At 65.6% G+C, this 25748-nt stretch carries 18 protein-coding genes and 1 pseudogene; 12 read left to right on the forward strand and 7 right to left on the reverse strand.

Annotated features, from left to right (window positions below):
- The 6 genes and pseudogenes from AC5P7X_RS19225 to AC5P7X_RS19250 form a co-directional block, all read left to right on the forward strand.
- Positions 1-364 (forward strand): annotated as a pseudogene (locus AC5P7X_RS19225) (methyl-accepting chemotaxis protein); the annotation flags it as partial.
- A 37-nt stretch (positions 365-401) separates the two neighbouring features.
- Positions 402-1271: a CheR family methyltransferase gene (locus tag AC5P7X_RS19230; RefSeq protein ID WP_049416359.1), complete on the forward strand. Its 870-nt coding sequence runs from the start codon at positions 402-404 to the stop codon at positions 1269-1271.
- Positions 1268-1864, forward strand: coding sequence for a chemoreceptor glutamine deamidase CheD (gene cheD, locus AC5P7X_RS19235; RefSeq protein WP_053499420.1), 597 nt, complete (start codon positions 1268-1270; stop codon positions 1862-1864). The genes AC5P7X_RS19230 and cheD overlap by 4 nt, the downstream gene beginning before the upstream one ends.
- Complete coding sequence (locus tag AC5P7X_RS19240) at positions 1861-2934, forward strand: protein-glutamate methylesterase/protein-glutamine glutaminase (protein ID WP_495215265.1); 1074 nt, start codon at positions 1861-1863, stop codon at positions 2932-2934. Before cheD ends, AC5P7X_RS19240 begins: the two co-directional genes overlap by 4 nt.
- Positions 2935-3348: 414 nt before the next feature.
- A complete protein-coding gene (locus AC5P7X_RS19245) occupies positions 3349-3987 on the forward strand; it encodes a hypothetical protein (RefSeq protein WP_065184922.1) in 639 nt (212 codons plus the stop codon).
- Entirely contained in the window at positions 3984-5459 is a 1476-nt protein-coding gene (locus tag AC5P7X_RS19250) for an XVIPCD domain-containing protein (RefSeq protein WP_495215266.1), read from the forward strand. The genes AC5P7X_RS19245 and AC5P7X_RS19250 overlap by 4 nt, the downstream gene beginning before the upstream one ends.
- A 144-nt stretch (positions 5460-5603) precedes the next feature.
- On the opposite strand, the gene acnB is transcribed toward AC5P7X_RS19250, so the two are convergent.
- Genes acnB through AC5P7X_RS19265 form a run of 3 tightly spaced genes read right to left on the reverse strand, consistent with a single transcriptional unit; the run spans position 5604 to position 8869 of the window.
- Positions 5604-8195, reverse strand: coding sequence for a bifunctional aconitate hydratase 2/2-methylisocitrate dehydratase (gene acnB, locus AC5P7X_RS19255; protein WP_005416403.1), 2592 nt, complete (start codon positions 8193-8195; stop codon positions 5604-5606).
- A gap of 44 nt (positions 8196-8239) precedes the next feature.
- Positions 8240-8638, reverse strand: a complete 399-nt coding sequence (locus AC5P7X_RS19260; RefSeq protein WP_010482492.1) for a type II toxin-antitoxin system VapC family toxin — start codon at positions 8636-8638, stop codon at positions 8240-8242.
- Between the two features lie 6 nt (positions 8639-8644).
- Positions 8645-8869, reverse strand: a complete 225-nt coding sequence (locus tag AC5P7X_RS19265; RefSeq protein WP_005409505.1) for an AbrB/MazE/SpoVT family DNA-binding domain-containing protein — start codon at positions 8867-8869, stop codon at positions 8645-8647.
- 302 nt (positions 8870-9171) lie between these two features.
- Here AC5P7X_RS19265 and acnA point away from each other — a divergent pair, with 302 nt between their 5' ends.
- Positions 9172-11925 (forward strand): aconitate hydratase AcnA, encoded by a 2754-nt coding sequence (gene acnA, locus AC5P7X_RS19270; RefSeq protein WP_346607966.1) that lies wholly within the window; start codon positions 9172-9174, stop codon positions 11923-11925.
- Between the two features lie 147 nt (positions 11926-12072).
- Here the strand turns inward: acnA and AC5P7X_RS19275 are convergent, their stop codons facing one another.
- Entirely contained in the window at positions 12073-13623 is a 1551-nt protein-coding gene (locus AC5P7X_RS19275; RefSeq protein WP_005416395.1) for a BCCT family transporter, read from the reverse strand.
- 170 nt (positions 13624-13793) lie between these two features.
- Here AC5P7X_RS19275 and betI point away from each other — a divergent pair, with 170 nt between their 5' ends.
- The 5 genes from betI (at position 13794) to AC5P7X_RS19300 (ending at position 20623) form a co-directional block, all read left to right on the forward strand.
- Positions 13794-14384, forward strand: coding sequence for a transcriptional regulator BetI (gene betI / locus AC5P7X_RS19280; protein WP_005416394.1), 591 nt, complete (start codon positions 13794-13796; stop codon positions 14382-14384).
- 38 nt (positions 14385-14422) lie between these two features.
- Entirely contained in the window at positions 14423-15895 is a 1473-nt protein-coding gene (gene betB / locus AC5P7X_RS19285) for a betaine-aldehyde dehydrogenase (protein WP_005416393.1), read from the forward strand.
- A gap of 101 nt (positions 15896-15996) precedes the next feature.
- Complete coding sequence (betA, locus tag AC5P7X_RS19290; RefSeq protein WP_005416392.1) at positions 15997-17679, forward strand: choline dehydrogenase; 1683 nt, start codon at positions 15997-15999, stop codon at positions 17677-17679.
- A 233-nt stretch (positions 17680-17912) separates the two neighbouring features.
- Positions 17913-19589: a long-chain fatty acid--CoA ligase gene (locus AC5P7X_RS19295; protein WP_053499432.1), complete on the forward strand. Its 1677-nt coding sequence runs from the start codon at positions 17913-17915 to the stop codon at positions 19587-19589.
- Positions 19590-19750: 161 nt separating this feature from the next.
- The gene (locus tag AC5P7X_RS19300) at positions 19751-20623 is read left to right on the forward strand and encodes a crotonase/enoyl-CoA hydratase family protein (RefSeq protein ID WP_053499433.1); all 873 of its coding nucleotides are present in this window, start codon (positions 19751-19753) and stop codon (positions 20621-20623) included.
- Positions 20624-20693: 70 nt separating this feature from the next.
- Here AC5P7X_RS19300 and AC5P7X_RS19305 read toward each other — a convergent pair whose 3' ends face one another.
- The 3 genes from AC5P7X_RS19305 to lysS form a co-directional block, all read right to left on the reverse strand.
- A complete protein-coding gene (locus tag AC5P7X_RS19305) occupies positions 20694-22868 on the reverse strand; it encodes a response regulator (protein WP_329843616.1) in 2175 nt (724 codons plus the stop codon).
- The gene (rpfG, locus tag AC5P7X_RS19310; RefSeq protein ID WP_032954148.1) at positions 22865-24010 is read right to left on the reverse strand and encodes a cyclic di-GMP phosphodiesterase response regulator RpfG; all 1146 of its coding nucleotides are present in this window, start codon (positions 24008-24010) and stop codon (positions 22865-22867) included. Before rpfG ends, AC5P7X_RS19305 begins: the two co-directional genes overlap by 4 nt.
- 204 nt (positions 24011-24214) lie before the next feature.
- The gene (gene lysS / locus AC5P7X_RS19315) at positions 24215-25726 is read right to left on the reverse strand and encodes a lysine--tRNA ligase (protein ID WP_053499438.1); all 1512 of its coding nucleotides are present in this window, start codon (positions 25724-25726) and stop codon (positions 24215-24217) included.
- Positions 25727-25748 lie beyond the last annotated feature (22 nt).

Here is a 25748-nt window from a genome sequence, read left to right on the forward strand (position 1 = left end):
CATGGCCGAGATCTCCGCCGCCTCGCAGGAACAGAGCGCGGGCATCGAGCAGGTCAACCAGACCGTGGTGCAGATGGACGAAACCACCCAGCAGAATGCCGCGCTGGTGGAGGAAGCCACCGCTGCCGCACGTGCGATGGAAGACCAGGCCGCACAGCTTGCAGATGCCGTGGCGATCTTCCGGCTCGACAACCAGGTCTCGGCCGCGATGCAGGCCGTTGCCGCGCGGGTCGAGCCGGCGAGAGTCACCACCGTGGCACCTCCGCAGCCAAGCCGCGCGGCAGCACCTGCACCGATATCGCCACGTCGTAGCAGCAACGCCGGCACCTTCGTCGCCAGCGACAGCGACTGGCAGGAATTCTGAGACCCACCCGTAGCGGCTTCGGCCGCTGCCCCCGCCGATGGACACGTCCCCCGTGCAAAGTCCTACTCCCATCGTTACCGGCCCACGCGAATTCGAGTTCGCCGACCGTGATTTCCGCCGCGTCTGCGACCTGATCTACCAGCGCGTGGGCATTGCGCTTGCGCCGGCAAAGCGCGACATGGTGTATGGCCGCCTGTCACGCCGCCTGCGCACGCTGGGCATGCGCAGCTTCCAGCAGTACCTGGACCATCTGGAGCAGGAAGATGGTGACGAGTGGCAGGCGTTCACCAACGCCCTGACCACCAATCTGACCTCGTTCTTCCGCGAACCGCACCACTTCGACAAGCTGCGCGAAGAACTGCAGCAGCGCTCCAGCCGCACGCCGTTGCTGCTGTGGTCGTGCGCGGCGTCCACCGGCGAAGAGCCCTATTCGATGGCGATCACCGCGTGCGAGGCCTTTGGCACCCTGAAGCCGCCGGTACGCATCATCGCCACTGACGTCGACACCCAGGTGCTGGCCACCGCCGGCCGTGGCGTCTACAACATCGATCGCGTCGCCAGCCTCGATCCGGACCTGCGCCGCCGCTACTTCCAGCGTGGCAGCGGCCCCAACGAGGGCCAGTGCCGCGTGCTGCCTGCGCTGCGCGAACTGATCGAATTCCGCCCGTTGAACCTGCTCGCCCCGCGCTACGACGTCGGTGGCCCGTTCGACGCACTGTTCTGCCGCAACGTGATGATCTACTTTGACAAGCCGACCCAGCGCGCGATCCTCGGCCGCCTGGTGCAGCACCTGGCCGATGACGGTCTGCTCTACACCGGCCATTCGGAGAACTATCTGCACGCCGCCGACCTGATCCAGCCCTGCGGCCGCACCCTGTACCGCCGTGCGGCGAAGGCCGGCGCATGAATGCTTCGCTGCGTACCGACGATGTGATGCGCTACCAGGATGCGCGTTTCCAGACCATCGCCGCCAAGCTGCTGCCCACCCAGTACCTGGTGGTCGATGACACCACCGCGCTGACCACCACGCTGGGCTCGTGCGTAGCCGCCTGCCTGCGCGACCCGGTGCTGAAGATCGGCGGCATGAACCACTTCCTGCTGCCCGAGGGCAACGCCGGTGACGGCGCGCCCGCGCGCTACGGCAGCTACGCGATGGAACTGCTGATCAACGACATGCTCAAGCGTGGTGCCCACCGCAAGCGCATCGAGGCCAAGGTGTTCGGTGGCGCCAACGTGCTGAAGGGCTTCACCAGCAACCCGGTTGGCACCCGCAACGCCGAGTTTGTCCGCCAGTACCTTCAGGCCGAGCACATTCCGATCATTGCCGAGGACCTGTGCGGCATCCATCCGCGCAAGATCTGGTTCTTCGCCGATACCGGCCGCGTGGTGGTGCAGCGCCTGCCGCATGCGCATGAGGCCGAGGTGGCCGCCGCCGAATCGGCGGTGCGTGCGCGCCTGTCCAAGGCGCCGGTCACCGGTGGCGTGGAGCTGTTCGAATGACCTTCACCGGCAACGCCCCCTGCCGGGTCCTGATCGTCGACGACTCCGCCGTCGTGCGGCAGATGCTCACGGAAATCCTGTCCAGCGACCCGGCCATCGACGTGGTCGGCACCGCGGCTGACCCGCTGTTGGCGCGCGAGAAGATCAAGCGCCTGCTCCCGGACGTGATCACCCTGGACGTGGAAATGCCGCGCATGGACGGGCTGGCGTTCCTGGAAAACCTGATGCGCCTGCATCCGCTGCCGGTGGTGATGATTTCTTCGCTGACTGAGCGAGGCGCCGACACCACCCTGCAGGCACTGGCGCTGGGCGCCGTGGATTTCGTCTCCAAGCCCAAGCTGGACGTGGCCCGCGGCCTGCAGGGCTATGCCGAGGAGATCATCGCCAAGGTCAAGATGGCGGCGCGCTCGCGCGTGCGTCCGCTGGTGCGTGCCAGCGCCCCCAAGCTCACGCTGGACGCAGCGCCGGCGACGCGTGCTGCCTCGCCGCAGTTCCGTACCACCGACCGCCTGATCGCGATCGGCTCGTCAGCCGGCGGCACCGAAGCGCTGCGCGTGGTGCTGGAAGGCATGCCTGCCGATGCACCCGCGGTGGTGATGACCCAGCACCTGCCGGCCAGCTTCAGCAGCGCCTTTGCCGAGCGCCTGGACCGCCACTCGGCCATGGCCGTCCGCGAGGCCAGCGACGGCGAAGCCGTGCTGCCTGGCCACGCCTACCTGCCGCCCGGCGGCAAGCACCTGCGCATCATCCGCGACGGTGCGCGTTGGCGCTGCCGTGTCGACGACGGCCCGGCAGTGAACCGGCACAAGCCCGCGGTGGACGTGCTGTTCCGCTCGGTCGCGCAGAGCGCCGGTGGCAATGCCATCGGTGCCATCCTCACCGGCATGGGTGACGACGGCGCGCGCGGCCTGCTGGAAATGCGCCAGGCCGGCGCCCCAACGCTGGTGCAGGACGAAGCGACCAGCGTGGTCTGGGGCATGCCCGGTGCCGCGTTCAAGCTGGGCGCTGCCGAGGAACAGGTGCCACTGGAGCGGATCGCCGAGCGGTTGCTCGCCCTCGCCCGCAGCTGACAGGCCCCTGTAGAGCCGAGCCCACGCTCGGCTCCGCTCCCTGCTGGACACCTCCAAGAGACGTCAGGCTCCATTGCCGATCCGCCGCCAGCACTTTCGACCATTGATGTTTCAACGGCGCTGATCGAGGTTTGATCCTGCCGCAAGCCATGCGCGCCAAACGGGAGGCCCGCAGGACACCGACTTGGAGCGCGGCTGGAGCGGGTCGTATAGTCAGGTATCGCACCGCAATGGAACGCCGATGAACGTTACCCCGCAAGGCCGCGCTGCTCGGGTACACAGGGTGGGAAGTCCGGGTAACGGACAATACCCACTGCGCAACCTGTCGCATTTGCCCGGATGTGGCGCCGTCGTTCGCGATGAGACCGCATGTTCCAAGGATCAAGGACAATCCTGCAGCGACATGGACCGCTCATGCTGAAATCCGTCCCCAGCCTTGCTCATGTTGCGTTGATCGCCTTGATCACACTGGTTGTCGCAGGCTGCAACAAGGAACGCTCGTTCCCGGTCTATCGCGAGAATCCTGCGCCAAGGGATGCGCTGCCGATTGTGATTCGGGTCCACGATGCACCCGTGGATGTTCCCGTTCCTTCGGTCTTCGTCACGTATGAGATAGACCCACTCTGTCTGCCTCCGGTCAACAATTGGGAGGGGGTGCAGTACGAGCCGAACCAGCACAAGGTTGAGGTTCAGGCACAGCGCCTCAGTGCAACTGAATTCAGCAGTGCTGTTTTCAACGACGGTATGGAAGTTGCCGACTATTACGGTCGTGGCCCGTGCACTTGGACACCCGTGCTCGTGGAAGCTTCATTCGCCTTCATCATTGATGGTCGCCCAATTCGAGCGTCCGTCGCAGCACTGTTCAAGGAAATTGAGGGCGGGAGAACCTTCACTGCTTACGTAAAGCGCGCATTGCCGCCCTTGACCACAGGACAGTCGACAGAGCGGACGCCAACCGAGCCTTCAAGTTGGTACGAAAAGATGCCCCCAGAGAAGCGCGAGGAGTACTTTCCAATCGAAGTCTCCACACGGATTGAAGGAGCATCGCAATGAATCCTAGAGAAAGCGCGGCGCTTTCGGACAATGTCTATAAGGACCCGCTTCCGCCCGTCAGTTCCGACATCACCGTCGGCGGAACAAAGTATGAGGTCCTCGCTTGTCGTGACTCTGGGAGCGGATATCAGGGCATTGTCTACCTCAACATCAATACAAAGGAAGTCATCGTCGCCCATCGCGGTACCGAGTTTGATCGTCAGCCCATGCTTGATGGCGGCATCGACGCCGCGATGGTCACCGCCAGAGTCAACGCGCAACTGACTGACGCGCTGGCGCTGACAAAGCAAGCCCTCAGGCTGGCCGAAGAAAGGGGAGCCGGGCCAGTACACGTCACCGGCCACTCCCTCGGCGGCGCGCTCGCACAGATCACTGCACACCACTACAACCTCCCCGGCGACGCGTTCAATCCCTACGGTGCCGCCGGGCTGGCATATCGCCTTCCTGAAGGCCAGCCAGCCAGCGCGGCGCCCTTCACCAACCACGTCTTGGCAGGCGACCTGGTCAGTGCCGGCGGTCCCCATTACGGCAAGGTCGAGATGTATGCGTTGCCCAGGGAACTGGAGATCCTGCGCAACGCCGAGCACGGCCAGCGCATCGCCTCGATCGGAACACCCGGGATGAAGAGCGGCCATGTCATGTCCGCCGCGGTGGCGGTCCAGTTGGGCGACTCCCATCGAGTGGTTCATTTCCTTGATCGCATGACCGATAAGGGCCCGGTGCAATCTGTACTGGACAATCCACAGGCGCGCGTTACGGATCCTGAGGACCTGCGCCGGATTGCCGACTACCGCAGTGATGTTCATCAACTACGTGCGGGTGCGACCGTGCTTGTCGGCGGCGGGCCCGGTCTGCTGCGCGACGGTATCAATTTCCTGCGCGGTGTCGAGGAAGCCGGTGCATACGCCCGCCACGAAGCTGAAGCCGAGCAGCGGGCCCGCAATGCGCTCAGGCCTGGCGATAAACTGATCCAGGATGCAACCGACAAGGGCTCGCCCTCTCTCAGCAATCCCGCTTTCTCTCCCAGGACCCCTTTGCAGGAGAGCATTGAATCAACCTTGGACAGGGCAGGCCTGGATCCCAGGAAGGAAGGCCATCCAGACCATGCGCTCTACCGGCAGATTCGCGAGGGTGTATCCGCCGTGGATGCCAGGCACGGGCGCAGCTTCGATGAAACCAGTGAGCGCGTGGCGGCCGGCCTGCTTGCGTCGGCCAAGGGCAGCGGCCTGGAACGCGTCGATCACGTTGTACTGGGCAATTCACCCAGCGATGGCCCAGCCTCTCGCATGTTCGTTGTGCAGGGAGCGCTCGACAATCCAGCACACCTGCGGGCGTCGGTTCCAATCAGTGAGGCCGTCAATACGCCCGTAGAACAGTCGCTCGCCAAGGCCGAGCAGATTTCGCAGGCACAACAGGACGCCCAGCAGGACCTCGCCCACGAGCAGGCCCTCACCGCGAGGCGGATGGGCTAGGCCACCTGGCCGGGCACAATGAAAAACCCGGCTTTCACCGGGGGTTTTTCATTTCAACGGGATGCCGGCCAACGGCCGGCACTACCATGCGTCGTCCGCTCACAAAAAACCCCCGGCGCGAGCCGGGGGTTTTCCGTTACCGCATCAGGCAGCGACCGTGCTGGCCACGTCCTGGTATTCCTCGATCTGGTCGAAGTTCATGTAGCGGTAGATCTCCGCACCATTGGCGTTGATCACGCCGATGTCCGCCATGTACTCCTCCTTGGTCGGGATGCGGCCCAGGCGCGAGCAGATCGCCGCCAGTTCCGCCGAACCCAGGTACACGTTGGTGTTGCGGCCCAGACGGTTCGGGAAGTTGCGGGTCGAGGTCGACATCGCGGTGGAGCCTTCGCGGATCTGCGCCTGGTTGCCCATGCACAGCGAGCAGCCCGGCATTTCCATGCGTGCGCCGGTAGCGCCGAAGGTGCCGTACACGCCTTCCTTGGTCAGCTCCGAGGCGTCCATCTTGGTCGGCGGGGCCACCCACAGGCGGGTCGGCAGGTCACGCTTGCCTTCCAGCAGCTTGGCAGCGGCGCGGAAGTGACCGATGTTGGTCATGCACGAACCGATGAACACTTCGTCGATCTTGGCACCGGCCACTTCGGACAGGGTCTTCACGTCGTCCGGGTCGTTCGGGCAGGCCACGATCGGCTCGTGGATGTCGGCAAGGTCGATTTCGATGACGGCGGCGTACTCGGCGTCCGCATCCGGCTCCAGCAGCTGCGGGTTGGCCAGCCACGCTTCCATCTTCTCGATACGGCGCTGCAGCGAGCGCGGATCCTGGTAACCCTCGGCAATCATCCACTTCAGCAGGGTGATGTTGCTGGTCAGGTACTCGATGATCGGCTCCTTGTTCAGGCGCACCGAGCAACCTGCCGCCGAACGCTCGGCCGAGGCGTCGGACAGTTCGAACGCCTGTTCGACCTTCAGCTCCGGCAGGCCTTCGATCTCCAGGATACGGCCGGAGAAGATGTTCTTCTTGCCCGCCTTGGCCACGGTCAGCAGGCCCGACTTGATCGCGTACAACGGGATCGCGTTGACCAGGTCACGCAGGGTCACGCCCGGCTGCATCTTGCCCTTGAAGCGCACCAGCACCGACTCCGGCATGTCCAGCGGCATCACGCCGGTGGCAGCGGCGAAGGCGACCAGGCCCGAGCCGGCCGGGAACGAAATACCCACCGGGAAACGGGTGTGCGAGTCACCGCCGGTGCCGACCGTGTCCGGCAGCAGCATGCGGTTGAGCCAGCTGTGGATCACGCCGTCGCCCGGGCGCAGGGAAACGCCGCCACGGGTGGAGATGAACTCCGGCAGGGTGTGGTGGGTCTTGACGTCCACCGGCTTGGGGTAAGCGGCGGTGTGGCAGAACGACTGCATCACCAGGTCGGCCGAGAAGCCCAGGCAGGCCAGGTCCTTCAGCTCGTCACGGGTCATCGGGCCGGTGGTGTCCTGCGAGCCGACCGAGGTCATCTTCGGTTCGCAGTAGGTGCCCGGGCGCATGCCCTGGCCTTCCGGCAGGCCACAGGCGCGGCCAACCATCTTCTGCGCCAGCGAGAAGCCCTTGCCGGTATCGGCCGGCTGCACCGGCAGGCGGAACAGGTCGGTCGGGGCCAGGCCCAGCGCTTCGCGCGCCTTGCCGGTCAGGCCACGGCCGATGATCAGCGGGATGCGGCCACCGGCACGCACTTCGTCGAACAGCACGTCGGACTTGACCTGGAACTCGGCGATCACTTCGCCGTTCTTCAGCGCCTTGCCTTCGTACGGACGCAGCTCGATGACATCGCCGTGCTCCATCTTCGACACGTCCAGCTCGATCGGCAGCGCACCGGCATCTTCCATGGTGTTGTAGAAGATCGGGGCGATCTTGCCGCCCAGGCACACGCCGCCAGCGCGCTTGTTCGGGATGTACGGAATGTCATCGCCGGTCCACCACAGCACGCTGTTGGTGGCCGACTTGCGCGAGGAGCCGGTGCCGACCACGTCGCCGACGTAGGCGACCAGGTGGCCCTTGTCCTTCAGCGACAGGATCTGCTGGATCGGGCCGCGCTTGCCGTCTTCTTCCGGGGTGAACGGCGCGTCGTCGCGCTTGTTCTTCAGCATCGCCAGCGCGTGCATCGGAATGTCCGGGCGGGTGGTCGCGTCCGGTGCTGGCGACAGGTCATCGGTGTTGGTTTCGCCCGGCACCTTGAACACGGTGACGGTCAGGCTCTGCGGCACTTCCGGGTTGCTGGTGAACCACTCGGCATCGGCCCAGCTCTGCAGCACGGCCTGGGCGTTGGCGTTGCCGGCCTTGGCCTTCTCCTGCACGTCATGGAACGCATCGAACACCAGCAGGGTCTTCTTCAGGCCGTTGGCGGCGATGGTGCCGACGCTGGCGTCGTCCAGCAGCTGCACCAGCGGTGCAACGTTGTAGCCGCCGAGCATGGTGCCCAGCAGTTCGGTGGCGCGCTCGCGGCTGATCAGCGGGTTCTGCTCGCTGCCCAGCGCGATCGCCGCCAGGTACGAGGCCTTGACCTTGGCCGCGTCATCGACGCCGGCCGGCACGCGGTGGGTCAGCAGGTCGAGCAGGAACTCGGCCTCGCCCTGCGGCGGGTTCTTCAGCAGTTCGATGACATCGGCCGTCTGCTGCGCGCTCAGCGGCAGCGGCGGGATGCCAAGCGCAGCGCGCTCGGCGACGTGGTGGCGGTAGGCTTCCAACATGACAACTCCCGGGTAATGCGTAGGTTGAAAAATCAAAAGTGGGCTCAGGCGTGCGGCACGATCAGCTTCAGGCCCTTGAAGTAGTCGCGGTAAAACGTGTCGTTCCAGGTGATCAGGCCGTCGCACTGCAGCAGTGCGTGGGCGCCGACCATGAATTCATCCAGGCTGCGGCGGCTGCCGCTGCGCTGGCGGTGGCGGCGATGCATCTCGCCGGCGCGCAGCGCCGACTTGGCTTCCATCGGGTTGAAATGCACGCCCATTTCTTCCAGCGCTTCGAGCACCTCGGCGCCGCCGCGCAGCGATGCGCACACTTCGGCGAGGGTTGCGCCACAGACCACCACGCGGCCACCGACCAGGCTCTGCCGGAGGATGGCTTCCACGGCATCGGCCTGCGGGCCATTGCTGAGCAGCTCGACCAGCACCGGCGAATCGACGGCGATCATCACGGCTTACTCCTCGTCACGCACCGCGCGCACGGCCGCGTCGGATGACTCGAAGCCGTCCAGCGCGAACTTGCCGCGCGCCCGTGAAATGGCATCGTCAACACTCTTGCGCAGGATGATGCGGCTGCCGTCCAGCTCGACCTTCAGCAGCGTGCCCTTGGTCAGGCCGAGGGCATCACGCACCGCCTTGGGCAGGGTGATCTGTCCGCGTTCTGCAACGGTGGCTTCCATCAGTAGGCCCTCCAGAGTATGCACAAATTATACATACTTCCCCGGGCATACTTCCACCCTGAACAGGACCGGCGCACCGCCAGCCCTTGCCTCGCAAAGGATCGGCCACAAACGTGACATACGCCATACACCTTCCCCTGTAGTCTGGAACCGATGCCGCAGGCCGGAACCCGGCCCGGATGAATCCATTCAGTCTGGGGTTCATACTGGGACCACCGGGGCCGCCAGGCCCGCGGCGACCGCAAGCAGGCCCGCTCATGTGCGGGCCAGAGCAAGCCATCCGCAAGAAGGAGTTACCCCGCATGAGCGATTCGTTCTCCACCCGCAGCCAGCTGAATGTCGGTGGCAAGACCTACGACTACTTCAGCCTGCCCACGCTGGGCCAGCGCTTCGATATCTCCCACCTGCCCTACTCGATGAAGATCCTGCTGGAGAACCTGCTCCGGCACGAGGACGGCGGCATCACCGTCGGCAAGGATCACATCGAAGCCGTGGCCCGCTGGAACCCGGCGGCCGAGCCGGATACCGAGATCGCGTTCATGCCGGCGCGCGTGGTCCTGCAGGACTTCACCGGCGTGCCCTGCGTGGTCGACCTGGCCGCGATGCGCGATGCGGTGGTCAAGCTCGGCGGCAAGCCGGAGCAGATCAACCCGCAGATTCCCTCCGAACTGGTCATCGACCACTCGGTGCAGGTCGATGTGTTCGGCAAGCCCGACGCGCTGGACCTCAACGGCAAGATCGAGTTCCAGCGCAACCAGGAACGCTATGGCTTCCTGCGCTGGGGCCAGAAGGCCTTCGACAACTTCAAGGTGGTGCCACCCAACACCGGTATCGTCCACCAGGTGAACCTGGAAAACCTTGCCCGCGTGGTGATGACCGCGGACAAGGACGGCAAGGCAGTGGCCTACCCGGATACGGTGTTTGGCACCGACAGCCACACCACCATGATCAATGGCATCGGCGTGCTGGGCTGGGGCGTGGGCGGCATCGAAGCGGAGGCCGCCATGCTCGGCCAGCCGTCGTCGATGCTGATCCCGCAGGTGGTCGGCTTCAAGCTGACCGGCAAGCTGCCCGAGGGCGCCACCGCCACCGACCTGGTGCTGACCGTCACCCAGATGCTGCGCAAGCTGGGCGTGGTGGGCAAGTTCGTCGAGTTCTACGGTGACGGCCTGCAGCACCTGCCGCTGGCCGACCGCGCCACCATCGGCAACATGGCCCCGGAGTACGGCGCCACCTGCGGCATCTTCCCGATCGACGCGGAATCGCTGAACTACCTGCGCCTGTCGGGCCGCAGCGAAGAGCAGATCAGCCTGGTTGAGGCCTACGCCAAGGCGCAGGGCCTGTGGCACGAACCCGGCAGCCCGCACGCCCAGTACAGCAGCACGCTGGAACTGGACATGGGCACGGTGAAGCCGTCGCTCGCCGGCCCGAAGCGCCCGCAGGACCGCGTGCTGCTGGAAGACGTGCAGAAGAACTACCGCGAAGCGCTGGTCGGCATGACTGCCAACCGTGACAAGCGCAGCGAGGACGTTGCCACCTTCGTCAACGAAGGCGGCGGCGCCGCGGTCGGCAACGAGCAGCTGGCCAAGGGCTTTGCCGACATCGAGATCGAAGGCCGCAAGGTGCGGCTGAAGGATGGCGCAGTGGTCATCGCCGCCATCACCTCGTGCACCAACACCTCCAACCCGGCGGTGATGATCGGTGCCGGCCTGCTGGCCCGCAACGCAGCCGCCAAGGGCCTGAACCGCCAGCCGTGGGTGAAGACCTCGCTCGGCCCGGGCTCGCGCGTGGTTACCGATTACCTTGAAAAGGCCGGTGTGCTGAAGGAGCTGGAGAAGATCGGCTTCTACGTGGTCGGCTATGGCTGCACCACCTGCATCGGCAACTCCGGCCCGCTGCCGACCGAAGTCAGCGCCGGCATCGCCGCTGGCGATCTGGTGGTGACCTCGGTGCTGTCGGGCAACCGCAACTTCGAGGGCCGCGTGCACCCCGAAGTGAAGATGAACTACCTGGCCAGCCCGCCGCTGGTGGTGGCCTATGCCATCGCCGGCACCACCGACATCGACCTGACCACCCAGCCGCTGGGTACCGGCAGCGATGGCCAGCCGGTGTTCCTGCGCGACATCTGGCCAAGCAACAAGGAAATCGGCGATGTCATCGCCGCCACCATTGGCCCGGAGATGTTCAAGCAGAACTACGCCGATGTGTTCAAGGGTGACACCCGCTGGAACACCATCGCCTCGCCGGACGGCAACCTGTACGAGTGGAGCGACGCCTCCACCTACATCAAGAACCCGCCCTACTTCGATGGCATGACCATGCAGACCGGCAGCATCGACGACGTGCACGGCGCACGCGTGATGGGCCTGTTCGGCGACTCGATCACCACCGACCACATTTCCCCGGCCGGCAACATCAAGAAGGACTCGCCGGCAGGCCGCTTCCTGCAGGAGCGCGGCGTGCAGCCGGCCGACTTCAACAGCTACGGCAGCCGTCGCGGCAACGATGACGTGATGGTCCGCGGCACCTTCGCCAACATCCGCATCAAGAACCTGATGTTCGGTGGCGAGGAAGGCGGCAACACCCTGTACTACCCGGCCGGTGGTGGCCAGCCGGAAAAGCTGGCGATCTACGACGCGGCCATGAAGTACAAGGCCGACAAGGTGCCGCTGGTGGTGCTGGCCGGCAAGGAATACGGCACCGGCTCGTCGCGTGACTGGGCGGCCAAGGGCACCCTGCTGCTGGGGGTGAAGGCGGTCATCGCCGAGAGCTTCGAGCGCATCCACCGCTCCAACCTGGTCGGCATGGGCGTGCTGCCGCTGCAGTTCCGCAACGGCGAGAACGCACAGACGCTGGGCCTGGACGGCTCGGAAGTGATCGACATCACCGGCCTGCAGGACGGTGCAAGCAAGCGCGCCACGGTTACCGCCACCAAGGCCGATGGCACGAAGAAGACCTTCGAGGTGTCGGTGATGCTGCTGACCCCGAAGGAAGTCGAGTACTTCCGTCATGGCGGCCTGCTGCAGTACGTGCTGCGCCAGCTGGCCAGCAAGTAACGGCGCGGCTGCGCCCGATTGAGGAAAGGGCCGGATCCTTGCGGATCCGGCCCTTTGCGTTTGCGATGCCCCCTGTAGAGCCGAGCCTGCGCTCGGCGGGTTCTGCGCCAACAGCAGCCGAGCATGGGCTCGGCTCTAAAGAAGCGCTCAGCGGCGCGGCGCGTCCGGGTCGGTGCGCAGGGCCTTCAACAGGCCCCACATGTAGAACGCCAGGGTGAACGAGAACGGCAGGCCGCACAGCACCACCGCCGTCTGCATCGCGCTGAAGTTGCCGGCCAGCAGCAGGCCGACGCTGGCCACGGTGATGCCGGCGGCCCAGAACACGCGCAGCCAGATCGGCGCGTCATGGCCATCTTCCACGCCATCGTCAACGCGACGGGTGCACAGGTTGGCGATCATCAGCGTGCCCGAGTCGACCGGGGTCAGGAACAGCACGAAGCCGATCACCACCGCAGCACCGGCCACGTACGGCGCCGCAGGCAGGTATTCCAGCAGCTTGAACAAGGTCATCGCTGCATCATGCTGGGCTACGTCCCCCAGGATCGCCTGGCCGTGGTTGAGCACCAGGTCGATGGCGGTATTGCCGAAGATCGACAGCCAGGCCAGGGTGAAGCCGAGCGGGATCAGCAGCACGCCCATGATCACTTCGCGGATGGTGCGGCCACGCGAGATGCGCGCCACGAAAAGGCCGACGAACGGCGCCCAGGCGATCCACCACGCCCAGTAGAACAGCGTCCACGAACCCATCCACTCACGGCCCTTGGGGTCGTTGAGGTACATGTCGAAGCTCTTGCGCACGAACGCGCCGAGGTAATCGCCGGTGTTCTGGATCAGGCCATCGAACAGGTGCAGGGTCGGGCCGGTGACCAGCACGAACAGCAGCAGGCCACACAGCAGGCGCACGTTGAGGTTGGACAGCCAGGCAATGCCCTTTTCCACGCCGGCCACCACGCCGATGGTGGCCACGACCATCATCACCAGCACGATCACCACCAGCACCTGCGGCGTATCCGGGATGTGGAACAGGTAGACCAGGCCGGACTGCACCACCAGCGCGCCGATGCCGAGGTTGGTCACCATCGAGATCAGCGTGGCCAGGATGCCGAAGCCATCGACCATGTCGCCGATGCGGCCGTGGATGCGCTCACCGAAGACCGGGTACAACGCAGAGCGCAGCGCCAGCGGCAGGTCCCGGCGATAGGCGAAATAGCCCAGTGCCACGCCGACCAGCGCATACAGCGCCCAGCCATGCAGGCCCCAGTGCAGGAAGGTCAGCACCATCGCTTCACGGCCGGCGGCCACGGTGCCGCCGGGTTGCCCGGGTGGATTGAGGAAATGATCCAGCGGCTCGTAGGCGCCGTAGTACAGCAGCGCGATGCCGATGCCGGCCGAGAACAGCATCGAAACCCAGGCGACATAGCCGAAGGCCGGTGATTCCTCGTTGTGGCCCAGGCGGATGCGGCCGTACGGCGAGAACGCCAGCCACAGCACGAAGCCCAGGCACAGCACGATCAGCAGCATGTACCACCAGCCGAACGCGGCCGACACTTCGGCCTGCGCCCATTGCAGCCAGTGCTCGCTGCCTTCGGGATAGAGAACGGTGAGCAGCCCGAGGATGCCGATCGACACCGAGGAGCTGAGGAAGACAAAACGGTTCAAGCGCAGGGGCGAACGCTTGGGATGAGCCAGGGAAGACATGGGGTCGTCTCATCAAGTCCGAGGGAGCACATGGGCGGGGCCGGACCGGTAAACCGGGCCCATGGCGTGGGGCGCGAGCGCATCCTAGGGTTTATTGATTGAACGTTCAATCAATAAAAAGCATAATGGCGGGCAGCCCGATCCTTCGGGTCGCAAACCGTGGAGAGACAATGCCGAAGAAAGGCGTGGAACCGGTACGGCGCGAACAGCTGATCCGGGCCACTTTCCAGACCATCGACGAGATCGGCATGGCCGATGCCACTGTCGCCACCATCGCGAAGAAGGCGGGGTTGTCCAGCGGCATCGTCGCCCACTACTTCGGCGACAAGGACGGCCTGCTCAATGCTGCAATGCGGCAGATCCTGCGCGAACTGAAGGACGCCGTCGCCCGCTACCGCGCAGACGCCGGCGACGATCCGCGCGAGCAGCTGCGCGCCATCGTCGATGGCAACTTCGACGACAGCCAGATCAACGGCACCGCGATGCGCGTCTGGCTCACCTTCTGGGCCGCCAGCATGCACCAGCCGGAACTGGCCCGGCTGCAGCGCGCCAACGACCAGCGCCTGTTCTCCAACCTGTGCCACCAGTTCAACCGCCTGCTGCCCCACCCGCAGGCCCGCCTGGCTGCCCGCGGCCTGGCCGCGATGATCGATGGCCTGTGGCTGCGCGGCAGCCTGGTCGGCGGCCAGTTCAACGCCGAGAAGTCCCGGCGCATCGCTTACGGCTACATCGACTTCCAGTTGCAGGCTGTCGCGCTATAAGCGCTCCAGCACCCGCCCCCTTCCAAGGAGTACGCCCCATGACCACCCTGCCCGTCCAACAGCTCTACATCCACGGCCAGCGCGTCGATGCCACCAGCGGCAAGACCTTCAAGACCGTCAACCCGGCCACCGGCGAGGTGATCGCCGAGGTGCAGGTCGCCAGCCAGGCCGACGTCGAGCGTGCCGTGCAGAGCGCAGCCGAAGGCCAGAAGGTGTGGGCCGCGATGACCGCCATGGAGCGCTCGCGCATCCTGCGCCGCGCCGTCGAGCTCCTGCGCGAGCGCAACGACGAACTGGCCCACCTGGAAACCCTGGACACCGGCAAGGCGCTGGCCGAGACCACCACCGTGGACATCGTCACCGGTGCCGACGTGGTCGAGTACTACGCGGGACTGGCCACCGCCATCGAAGGCATCCAGTTGCCGCTGCGCGAATCGAGCTTCTTCTACACCCGTCGCGAGCCGCTGGGCGTGGTCGCCGGCATCGGCGCATGGAACTACCCGATCCAGATCGCCATGTGGAAGTCGGCGCCGGCGCTGGCTGCCGGCAACGCGATGGTGTTCAAGCCGTCGGAAGTGACGCCGCTGACCGCGATCCGGCTGGCCGAAATCTACACCGAAGCCGGCGTGCCGGCCGGCGTGTTCAACGTCGTGCAGGGCCCGGGCCGCGAGATCGGCCAGTGGCTGACCGAGCACCCGGTGATCGAGAAGATCTCCTTCACCGGTGGCGTCGCCACCGGCAAGAAGGTCATGGCCAGCGCGGCGTCCTCGTCGCTGAAGGAAGTGACCATGGAGCTGGGCGGCAAGTCACCGCTGGTGATCTGCGATGACGCCGATCTGGACCGCGCCGCCGACATTGCGGTGATGGCCAACTTCTTCAGCTCCGGCCAGGTCTGCACCAACGGCACCCGCGTGTTCGTGCCGCGCAGCATGCTGGCCGCATTCGAGGTGGCCGTCGTCGAGCGCGTCAAGCGCATCCGCATCGGCGACCCGATGGCCGCCGACACCAACTTCGGCCCGTTGACCAGCTTCCCGCACATGGAAAACGTGCTGCGCTACATCGAGAGCGGCAAGGCCGAAGGTGCCCGCCTGCTGACGGGTGGCGGCCGTGCCACCGAAGGTGCGCTGGCCCAGGGCGCCTACGTGCTGCCGACCGTGTTCTCCGACTGCCGCGATGACATGACCATCGTCAAGGAAGAGATCTTCGGGCCGGTGATGAGCATCCTCGCCTATGACGACGAAGACGAAGTGGTGCGTCGTGCCAACGACACCACCTTCGGCCTCGCTGCCGGCGTGGTCAGCAAGGACATCAGCCGCGCCCACCGCATCATCCATCGCCTGGAAGCCGGCATCTGCTGGATCAACACCTGGGGTGAATCGCCGGCCGAAATGCCGGTCGGTGGCTACAAGGAATCCGGCGTCGGCCGCGAGAACGGTATCTCCACCCTCGGCCACTACACCCGCATCAAGTCGGTGCAGGTCGAGCTGGGCGACTACGCCAGCGTGTTCTGACCGGCGCGCCCCGAGCACGCCCCATCGTCCGGCCACCGCGCCGATCCGACATTCCGCCGGGACGCCTGCATGCAGCGCGCCCCGGTCTGCAGGAGACACCCATGAGCACCCATAACGAGTACGACTACATCATCATCGGCGCCGGTTCAGCCGGCAACGTGCTGGCCACCCGCCTCACCGAAGATGCCGATGTCAGCGTGCTGCTGCTGGAAGCCGGTGGCCCGGACTACCGGCTCGACTTCCGTACCCAGATGCCGGCTGCACTGGCCTTCCCGCTGCAGGGCAAGCGCTACAACTGGGCGTACAAGACCGATCCGGAGCCCTTCATGAACAACCGCCGCATGGACTGCGGCCGCGGCAAGGGCCTGGGTGGCTCGTCGCTGATCAACGGCATGTGCTACATCCGCGGCAACGCGATGGACTACGACAACTGGGCCAGCATGCCGGGCCTGGAAGACTGGACCTATCTGGACTGCCTGCCCTACTTCCGCAAGGCCGAAACCCGCGACATCGGCCCCAACGACTACCACGGTGGTGATGGCCCGCTGCGGGTGACCACGCCGAAGGCCGGCAACAACGAACTGTTCGCTGCGATGGTCGAAGCCGGCGTGCAGGCCGGCTACCCGCGCACCGACGACCTCAACGGCTACCAGCAGGAAGGCTTCGGCCCGATGGACCGCACGGTGACCCCGAACGGCCGTCGTTCCAGCACCGCCCGCGGCTACCTGGACCTGGCCAAGCCACGCCCGAACCTGACCATCGTCACCCACGCGCTGACCGACCGCATCCTGTTCTCGGGCAAGCGCGCGGTGGGCGTGCAGTGGCTGCACAACGACCAGCCGCAGCGCGCCACCGCCCGCCGCGAAGTGCTGCTGTGCGGCGGCGCCATCGCCTCGCCGCAGATCCTGCAGCGCTCGGGTGTCGGCCCGGCCGACCTGCTGCGCAGCCTGGACATCGACCTGGTGCACCACCTGCCCGGCGTCGGCGCCAACCTGCAGGATCACCTTGAGATGTACCTGCAGTACGAATGCAAGAAGCCGGTGTCGCTGGCGCCGGCGCTGAAGCTGTACAACCAGCCGGCGATCGGTGCCGAGTGGCTGTTCCTGGGCACCGGCATCGGCGCCAGCAACCAGTTCGAGGCCGGTGGCTTCATCCGCAGCGACGCCGAGTTCGACTGGCCGAACCTGCAGTACCACTTCCTGCCGGTGGCGATCAACTACAACGGCTCCAACCCGATCAAGGCGCACAGCTTCCAGATGCACGTCGGCTCGATGCGCTCGCCCAGCCGTGGCCGCATCCATGTGCGCTCGAAGGACCCGCGCGAACATCCGAGCATCCTGTTCAACTACATGTCGCACGAGCAGGACTGGCGCGAATTCCGCGCGGCGATCCGCATCACCCGCGAGATCTTCGCGCAGCCGGCGCTGGCCCCGTACAGCGGCCGCGAGATCTCGCCGGGCAGTGCACTGCAGACCGACGCGCAGATCGATGCATTCGTGCGCGAGCATGCCGAAACCGCGTACCACCCGTCGTGCTCGAACAAGATGGGCCATGCCGACGACCCGATGGCGGTGGTCGATGGCCAGGGTCGCGTGCACGGCCTGGAAGGCCTGCGCATCGTCGATGCCTCGATCATGCCGCAGGTGGTGACCGGCAACCTCAATGCGCCGACCATCATGATGGCCGAGAAGCTTGCCGATGTGATCCGTGGCCGCACCCCGCTGGCCCGCAGCACTGCGCCGTACTACAAGGCCAACGGCGCACCGGTACGCAAGCAGGGCTGACGCAAGCGGCCCTTCGGCAGACCCCCACCCCGAACCGGTAGGTGCCCACCTTGGTGGGCACGCCTTACAGCGATCCCTCGCCATCCTGTGCCGACCAAGGTCGGCACCTACCGTTGCAGCCTCCGCGAACCCCTCTTCGCGTTTTCCCTACGGCGGGGTATGCTGCAATGACCGGCCGTTGTCGATACGCTCAGGGCCGGAACCTAATACATCACGATTCCTGGAGGGGGAATATGAGTCTGGATCGTCCCTGGCTGCAGAGCTATCCGAAAGGCGTTCCCGCCGAGATCGACGTCAACGAGTTCCATTCGGTAGCTTCGGTCTTCGACGCTTCCGTCGCGAAATTCCGCGACCGTCCCGCCTACTCCAGCTTCGGCAAGGTCCTCACCTATGGCGAGACCGACGCGCTGGTCAATCAGTTCGCGGCCTACCTGCTGGGAGAGCTCAAGCTCAAGAAGGGTGACCGCGTCGCCCTGATGATGCCCAACTGCCTGCAGTACCCGGTGGCCACCTTCGGCGTGCTGCGCGCCGGCCTGACCGTGGTCAATGTCAATCCGTTGTACACCGCGCGCGAGCTCAAGCACCAGCTGGTCGATGCCGGCGTGACCGCACTGGTGGTGGTCGACAACTTCGGCGATACCGTCGAGCAGGTCATCGCCGATACGCCGGTCAAGCACGTGGTCACCACCGGCCTGGGCGACCTGCTTGGCGCCAAGGGCGTGATCGTCAACTTCGTGCTGAAGTACATCAAGAAGATGGTGCCCAACTACCATCTCAAGGGCGCGGTGCGCTTCCGCCAGGCGCTCAAGATCGGCAGCCGCCACAGCCTGCCCAAGGTCGAGATCGACCACGACGACATTGCGTTCCTGCAGTACACCGGCGGCACCACCGGCGTGGCCAAGGGCGCGATGCTGACCAACCGCAACCTGATCGCCAACATGCAGCAGGCCTCGGCCTGGATCAGTGCGTCGGGCATCGAGATGGGCAAGGAGTGGATCATCACCGCCCTGCCGCTGTACCACATCTTCGCACTGACCGCGAACGGGCTGGTCTTCATGAAGTTCGGTGGCTGCAACCACCTGATCACCAATCCGCGTGACATGAAGGGCTTCGTCAAGGAGCTCAAGTCGGTGCGCTTCACCGCCATCACCGGCGTCAACACGCTGTTCAATGGCCTGCTCAACACCCCCGGCTTCGACACGGTCGACTTTTCCTCGCTGAAGGTCACCCTGGGCGGCGGCATGGCGGTGCAACGCGCCGTGGCCGAGCGCTGGAAGAAGGTCACCGGGGTGACCCTGGTCGAGGCGTATGGCCTGACCGAGACCTCGCCGGCAGCCTGCATCAACCCGCTCACCCTGACGGAATACAACGGCTCGATCGGCTTGCCGATCCCGTCCACCGATGCCTGCATCAAGGACGACAACAGCGCCATCCTGCCGCTGGGCGAGGTCGGCGAGCTCTGCATCAAGGGCCCGCAGGTGATGAAGGGCTACTGGCAGCGCCCGGAGGAAACCGCCAAGGCGATCGATGCCGACGGCTGGCTGCATACCGGCGACATGGCGAAGATGGACGAACACGGCTTCTTCTACATCGTCGACCGCAAGAAGGACATGATCCTGGTGTCCGGCTTCAACGTGTATCCGAATGAAGTCGAGGACGTGATCGCGATGATGCCGGGCGTGCTGGAAGTGGCCGCGGTCGGCGTGCCGGACGACAAGTCCGGCGAGGTGGTGAAGGTGGTCATCGTGAAGAAGGATCCGAACCTGACCGCCGAAATGGTCAAGGAGCATGCCCGGGCCAACCTGACCGGCTACAAGCACCCCAAAATCGTCGAATTCCGAAAGGAGCTGCCGAAGACCAATGTCGGCAAGATCCTCCGTCGCGAACTCCGCGATACGCCCGCCCAGTAAGGGTTTTCGGCAATTTGAACGATGCAGGGCCCGGGGCGGAAACGTCCCGGGCCCTTTCGCATGCGACGCCCCTGAGGCGGTGTAGCATCGCCGCGTGTGTGGACCGTTCGGCCCGCCGGCCACCCACCTGACACTGCGGGCCGCATGCCGAGGACCCTTCCATGAGTACCATCGAAAAGCTGCCTTCAAGCGGCTCACCGTTCGCCACCATCCGTACCGAAGACAGTGCCGACGGCACTGCCCACTGGCTGTTCATGCATGCCGATGCCGCCACCGGCATCCGTCCCTGCTGCCGCAAGGACATGCTCGACGAGATGTGGAGCTACATGGCGGCCATCACCCGCAGCCCTGCCGAGCGCCACAGCGGCACCCTGCGGCATTTCGTGCTGGCCTCCGATGCCGTCGCCTACAACCTGGGCGGTGACCTGGACCTGTTCACCCGCCTGATCCGCGAAGGCAACCGCGACCTCCTGTTGAACTACGCCCAGCGCTGCGTTGAGGGCGTGCACCACCTGCATACCGGGTTCGGCGGCGATGTCCGTTCGATCGCCCTGATCCAGGGCGACGCCCTGGGCGGTGGCCTGGAAATGGCCCTGGCCTGCCACACCATCGTCGCCGAGGAAGGCAGCGGCCTCGGCCTGCCCGAAGTTCTGTTCGGCCTGTTCCCGGGTATGGGCGCCTACTCCTTCCTGTGCCGCCGGGTGTCACCACACCTGGCCGAGAAGATCATCCTCGACGGCCGGGTCTACAGCGCCGAGGAAATGCATGCGATGGGCGTGGTCGACGTGCTGGTGAAGAAGGGCGAAGGCCGGGCGGCCGTCGAGGAACTGATCCGCCAGCAGCAGCGCACCCCGCAGTCCTACCTGGCAATGAACGCCGCACGCAGCATTGCCCAGCCTGTCAGCTATGACGAACTGTTGGAGATCACCAAGGTATGGGTCGATTCCGCCCTGGCCCTCGGCGACCGCTCTCTGCGCACCATGGATCGCCTGATCAAGGCCCAGACCCGTCGCGCCAGTCTCGACGCGGCCTGATTCATCCCTCCCCCAGGATGGGTTCAAGCCCGGTTGGCCACCGGGCTTTTTTTATGGGCCTTGCCGTGATTCAGCGCGCCTCGCCATCGTCAGCAGCGCCGCGCAGCCGGCGTTCGGCCCGCGCCTCCAGTGCACGCCGGCCTTCCTTGATCGCTTCCTGCAGGATGCCCAGGCGCTGGCGCCATTCGGTCTTGAGCTGCCAGTCGGCCATCCGCATCAGCTCGCCGGCACGGTTCGACGCGCGCATCAGGCCAAGGTTGCTGGCCACACCCTTGATCGCATGGGATTGTTCGCGGAACACATCCCACTGCGTGGCCTCGCCGGCCTGCTCGGCCTTGCCCATGCAGCTCGCCACGTCCTCCAGGCACTGGCGGATGAACTCACGTTCGAAGCCCTCGCCCATCCCCAGCGAGGCCAGCTCGTCCAGCACGCTGCTGTCGAGCACCCCATCCTGCAGCGCCATCGGTCGCACCACCGGTGCGGCCATGGTCTTCAGCTGGGCGTTGCTGGCGATCTCGGCCAGGGTATCGAGCAGGCGCACCGCCACCACGGGCTTGGCCAGGAAAGCATGCGCCCCGGCCTGGGTGCAGCGCTGGATCGCCTCGGGCGTGACATCGGCGCTGAGCACCAGCACCGGCGTGCGCGGACCGCCGCCGGCCTGCATCACCCGCAACTCCTTCAGCATGTCCAGCCCACTCATGCCCGGCATGTGCAGGTCGACGATGACCGCATCGAATTCACTGTCGGCCAGCGCATCCAGCACTGCCTCACCGCCGTCCACGCACAGCACGCGATGCCCGGCCTTCTGCAGCAGGCGCTGCAGGACCATGCGGTTGGCCTCGTGGTCGTCGGCCACCAGGATCTGCATGCTGCGCACGCGGGCGCGATGGCGCAGGAACGGGTCGGCAAATGCGATCACGTTGCCACCCCGCCCCGCGTCGTCGTCACCGGTCAGGCTCGGTACCGCACCCGGCACCTGCGGTTGCGGCGGCGCGAACGGCAGCTCGACCCAGAAATGGCTGCCGCGCGGCGGGTTTTCCAGATAACCAATATCGCCGTCCATTGCTTCGACCAGGCCCTTGGCGATGGTCGTGCCCAGCCCGGTGCCCTCGTGGCGACGCGCCATGCTGACGTCAGCCTGCTCAAAGGCATCGAACAGCCGCGCACGCATGGCCGGGGCTACACCGATGCCGGTGTCGAGGATGTCGAAGCGCAGCCGCACCGCGCCACTGGTATCGGCCTGCACCACGCTGACACGGATTTCGACCCGGCCGTGATCGGTGAACTTGACCGCGTTGCCGGCCAGGTTCAGCAGGATCTGCCGCAGGTGCCCGACGTCTCCGCGCACGCGGGGCGGCACACCATCGGCGACCTTCACCCGGTAATCCAGGCGCTTGGCCTTGGCCTGCGGCAACAGGATCAGCCCGATCGCCTGGATCACGTCGGCCACGGCGAAGTCTTCGGCCACCACGCGCAGTTTGCCGGCCTCGATGGCCGAGATGTCCAGCACTTCCTCCACCAGCGCCAGCAGGCTGCGCGACGACGCCTGGATGGTGTTGAGGCACTCGCGCTGCTCATCGTCCAGGCGCGTGGTCGCCAGCACTTCGGTCATGCCGTTGAGGCCGTTCAACGGCGTGCGGAACTCGTGGCTCATGTTGGCCAGGAAACGGCTCTTGGCCTCGCTGGCACGGCGCGCCTCGGCCATCGCTTCGGTCAGCTGCCGCAGCAGTGTCGAGAAGTACAGCGGCACCGCGGCCAGGCCGAGCCAGAGGCCGATGGCCAGACGGAAATTCTGTTGCCAGTAAGGCGTCAGCAGCACCGTGCAACCGAAGCTCACCATCGCCATCGCCACCGCCACGTACAGGTAGTGGTTGCCGAAGCGCATGCCGTTGCCGACCGTCACCCACATCACCACGATGTAGACCCAGGCCAGGGGCTCCCCCATCTGCACCATGCCGGCAGCGATCAGGCCATAGTCGGCAAGCATGCCCAGCACGCGGCGGGGATCAGAACGCGCCGGCCGCCACAGCAGCCAGCCGAACAGCAGCAGCGACAGGCTCAGGCCGGTCAATACGATCGCCAGCACGCCCACGTACTGCGTGTGCGGCAGATCGTGGCGCGGCGCCGGCAACAACACGTAGGCCAGGATCAGGCTGATCAGGACAATACGGACGATCTGCTGGCCGTGTTCGCTGTCCTGGCGCTGGGACAGGCGCAGCCGCAGCTGCGACAACAGCCGTTTCACGCGCCCAGCCCCGGGCGCGCGGACGCCATCGAATGCTCGGCGCAGATCTGGTCCAGCTGTTCGCGGCCGCGCAGCAGCGCGTCCACGCATCGGGGATCGAACAGCCGGCCACGCTGGGCGTAGAGATAAGCCAGGGTGGCTTCCATGGTCCATGCTTCCTTGTACGGACGGGGCGAAATCAGGGCGTCGAAGACATCGGCGACAGCCACGATGCGCGCTTCCAGCGGAATCGCATCGCCGACCAGCCCATCGGGATAGCCGCTGCCATCGTAGCGCTCATGATGACGCAGTGCGATCAAGGCGCCAACCTGGATGAAACGATTCTGGCTGCCGCTCAGCAGTTCATGGCCAATCCGCGGGTGCCGGCGCATGATCGCCAGCTCCTCCTCGTTGAGCTTGCCCTGCTTGAGCAGCACCGCATCGGGAATGGCAATCTTGCCCATGTCATGCAGCGGCGCAGCCATTTCGATCAGGCGCACGTCCTCCTCGGGCAGCCCGAGCTGGTCGGCGATCAGGCCGGCCACGCGCGCCATGCGCTCCAGATAGGCACTGGTGCCTGCATCACGGAACTCGATCGCCCGCGCCAGCCGCGACAGCGTTTCGCGCTCCCGCTCTTCGACCTCATGCATGCTGGCCAGCAGGCGCTGCTCCAGCGACAGCGCCCGTTGCTTCACGTTCTCGGTCTGTTGGCGCAGCTGCAGCAGGTTGTAGCAGCGCGCACGCAGTTCGCGCGGGCGGATCGGCTTGACCAGGAAGTCGATGACCCCTGCTTCCAGTGCCGCCTGCCGGATCGGCTCGTCACCGACCACGGTGATCAGGATCACCGGAATGTCGCGGTGCTTGGGCAGCCGACGGAAACGGCGAGCGAATTCCAGCCCGTCCATCTCCGGCATGCGGTAATCGAGCAGCAGCAGGTCGACCGGATGGGCTTCACACCAGGCCAATGCGGTCAGCGGATCGCCGAAGTCATACACGCTCAGTTCCGGCGCGATGTCTTCGATGACGTGACGCAGCATCGTCCGGGCGGAAGTCTGGTCATCAACGATGACGATATTCAACGCGTACTCTGCCTGGTTTTTCGACCACGCTGGATCATCAGCAGGCGAGGATACTCTGCCGCTGCGAACGCTCGCACCCTGCATCGGCCTGACTCCCGTGTCGTGCATCCCGATTCATGATCGTCATCACAATGTGAAGCGGACTCCCCACACCGTGCCCTTCCCTAACGCCGATCAAGCCATAGCAGGCGTCAAGGTAGTGCAATTACGATACGCCGAGTGCGGGACGCGTCAATCGCGCCATCTCGTTTCGGGACGGCGCGCACAATCGGGAGTCAAAAAGGTGACTTACTGCTCCGGACGCATGTACGGGAACAGCAGCACATCGCGGATCGAGCTGCTGCCGGTCAGCAGCATCACCAGACGATCGACGCCGATACCCAGGCCGCCGGTCGGGGCCATGCCGTACTCCAGCGCACGGATGTAGTCGGCGTCGTAGTGCATGGCCTCGTCGTCGCCACCTTCCTTCGCGGCCACCTGGGCCTGGAAGCGCTGGGCCTGGTCTTCCGGGTCGTTCAACTCGGAGAAGCCATTGGCCAGCTCCTTGCCGTTGACGAACAGCTCGAAGCGGTCGGTGTAGCCCGGATCATTGTCGTTGGCACGGGCCAGCGGCGAGACTTCCACCGGATGGTCGGTGATGAAGGTCGGCTGGATCAGGGTGTGCTCGACGGTGGCCTCGAAGATCTCAAGCAGCAGCTTGCCCCAGCCGTAGGACGGCTTGACGCGGATGTTCAAGCGCTCGCAATGGCGCAGCAGCGCGTCACGGTCGGTGCAGTCGGCAACCGAGATTTCCGGGTTGTGGTGGCGCACGGCTTCGTCCATGCGCCAGCGGCGGAACGCCGGGCCCAGGTCGATCTTCGCCCCGTCCCACTCGACCTCGGTGCTGCCGTTGACTGTCCTGGCCACGTCTCGGATCACGCCTTCGGTCAGGTCCATGATCTCGTTGTACGTGGCATAGGCCTCATACAGCTCCATCATGGTGAATTCTGGATTGTGGCGGGTGCTGACGCCTTCATTGCGGAAGTTGCGGTTGATCTCGTACACGCGCTCCAGGCCGCCCACGGTCAGGCGCTTGAGGTACAGCTCCGGCGCCACGCGCAGGTACAGGTCCAGGTCCAGCGCGTTGTGGTGGGTGGTGAACGGCTTGGCCGCCGCGCCGCCGGGGATGTAATGCATCATCGGCGTCTCGACTTCCAGGAAGTCGCGATTGTCCAGCCACGCACGCATGGCGCGGATGATCTTCGAGCGCTTGATGAAGACCGCGCGCGACTCCGGGGTGACGATCAGGTCGACGTAACGCTGGCGGTAACGCTGCTCGACGTCGGCCAGGCCATGCCACTTGTCCGGCAACGGACGCAGCGACTTGGTCAGCAGGCGGATCGACTCGGCCTTGACCGACAGCTCGCCGGTCTTGGTGCGGGTCAGGCCACCTTCTACGGCGATGATGTCGCCCACGTCCCAGCCCTTGAACGCGGTGTAGGCATCGCCCAGCACGGCCCCCTGCAGGAACAGCTGGATGCGGCCGGACTCGTCCTGGATCTGCGCGAAGCTCGCCTTGCCCATGATGCGCTTGGCCATCAGGCGGCCGGCCATCTTCACCTGGCGTCCGTTGCCTTCCAGCGCCTCGGCGGTCCACTGTTCGGCATCGGCGAATTCGTCCTGCAGGCGGCCGGCGAAATCCTCACGACGGAAATCGTTCGGGTACGCGATGCCCTGCCCACGCAGCGCTTTGAGTTTCTCACGGCGCTCGGCGATCAACTTGTTCTCGTCGACGGGGGGGGTATCGGTAGCTTCGCTCATGGATCTGCGGGAATCGTGTAGT

This window comes from Stenotrophomonas sp. YJH_SMC_53, assembly GCF_059369995.1.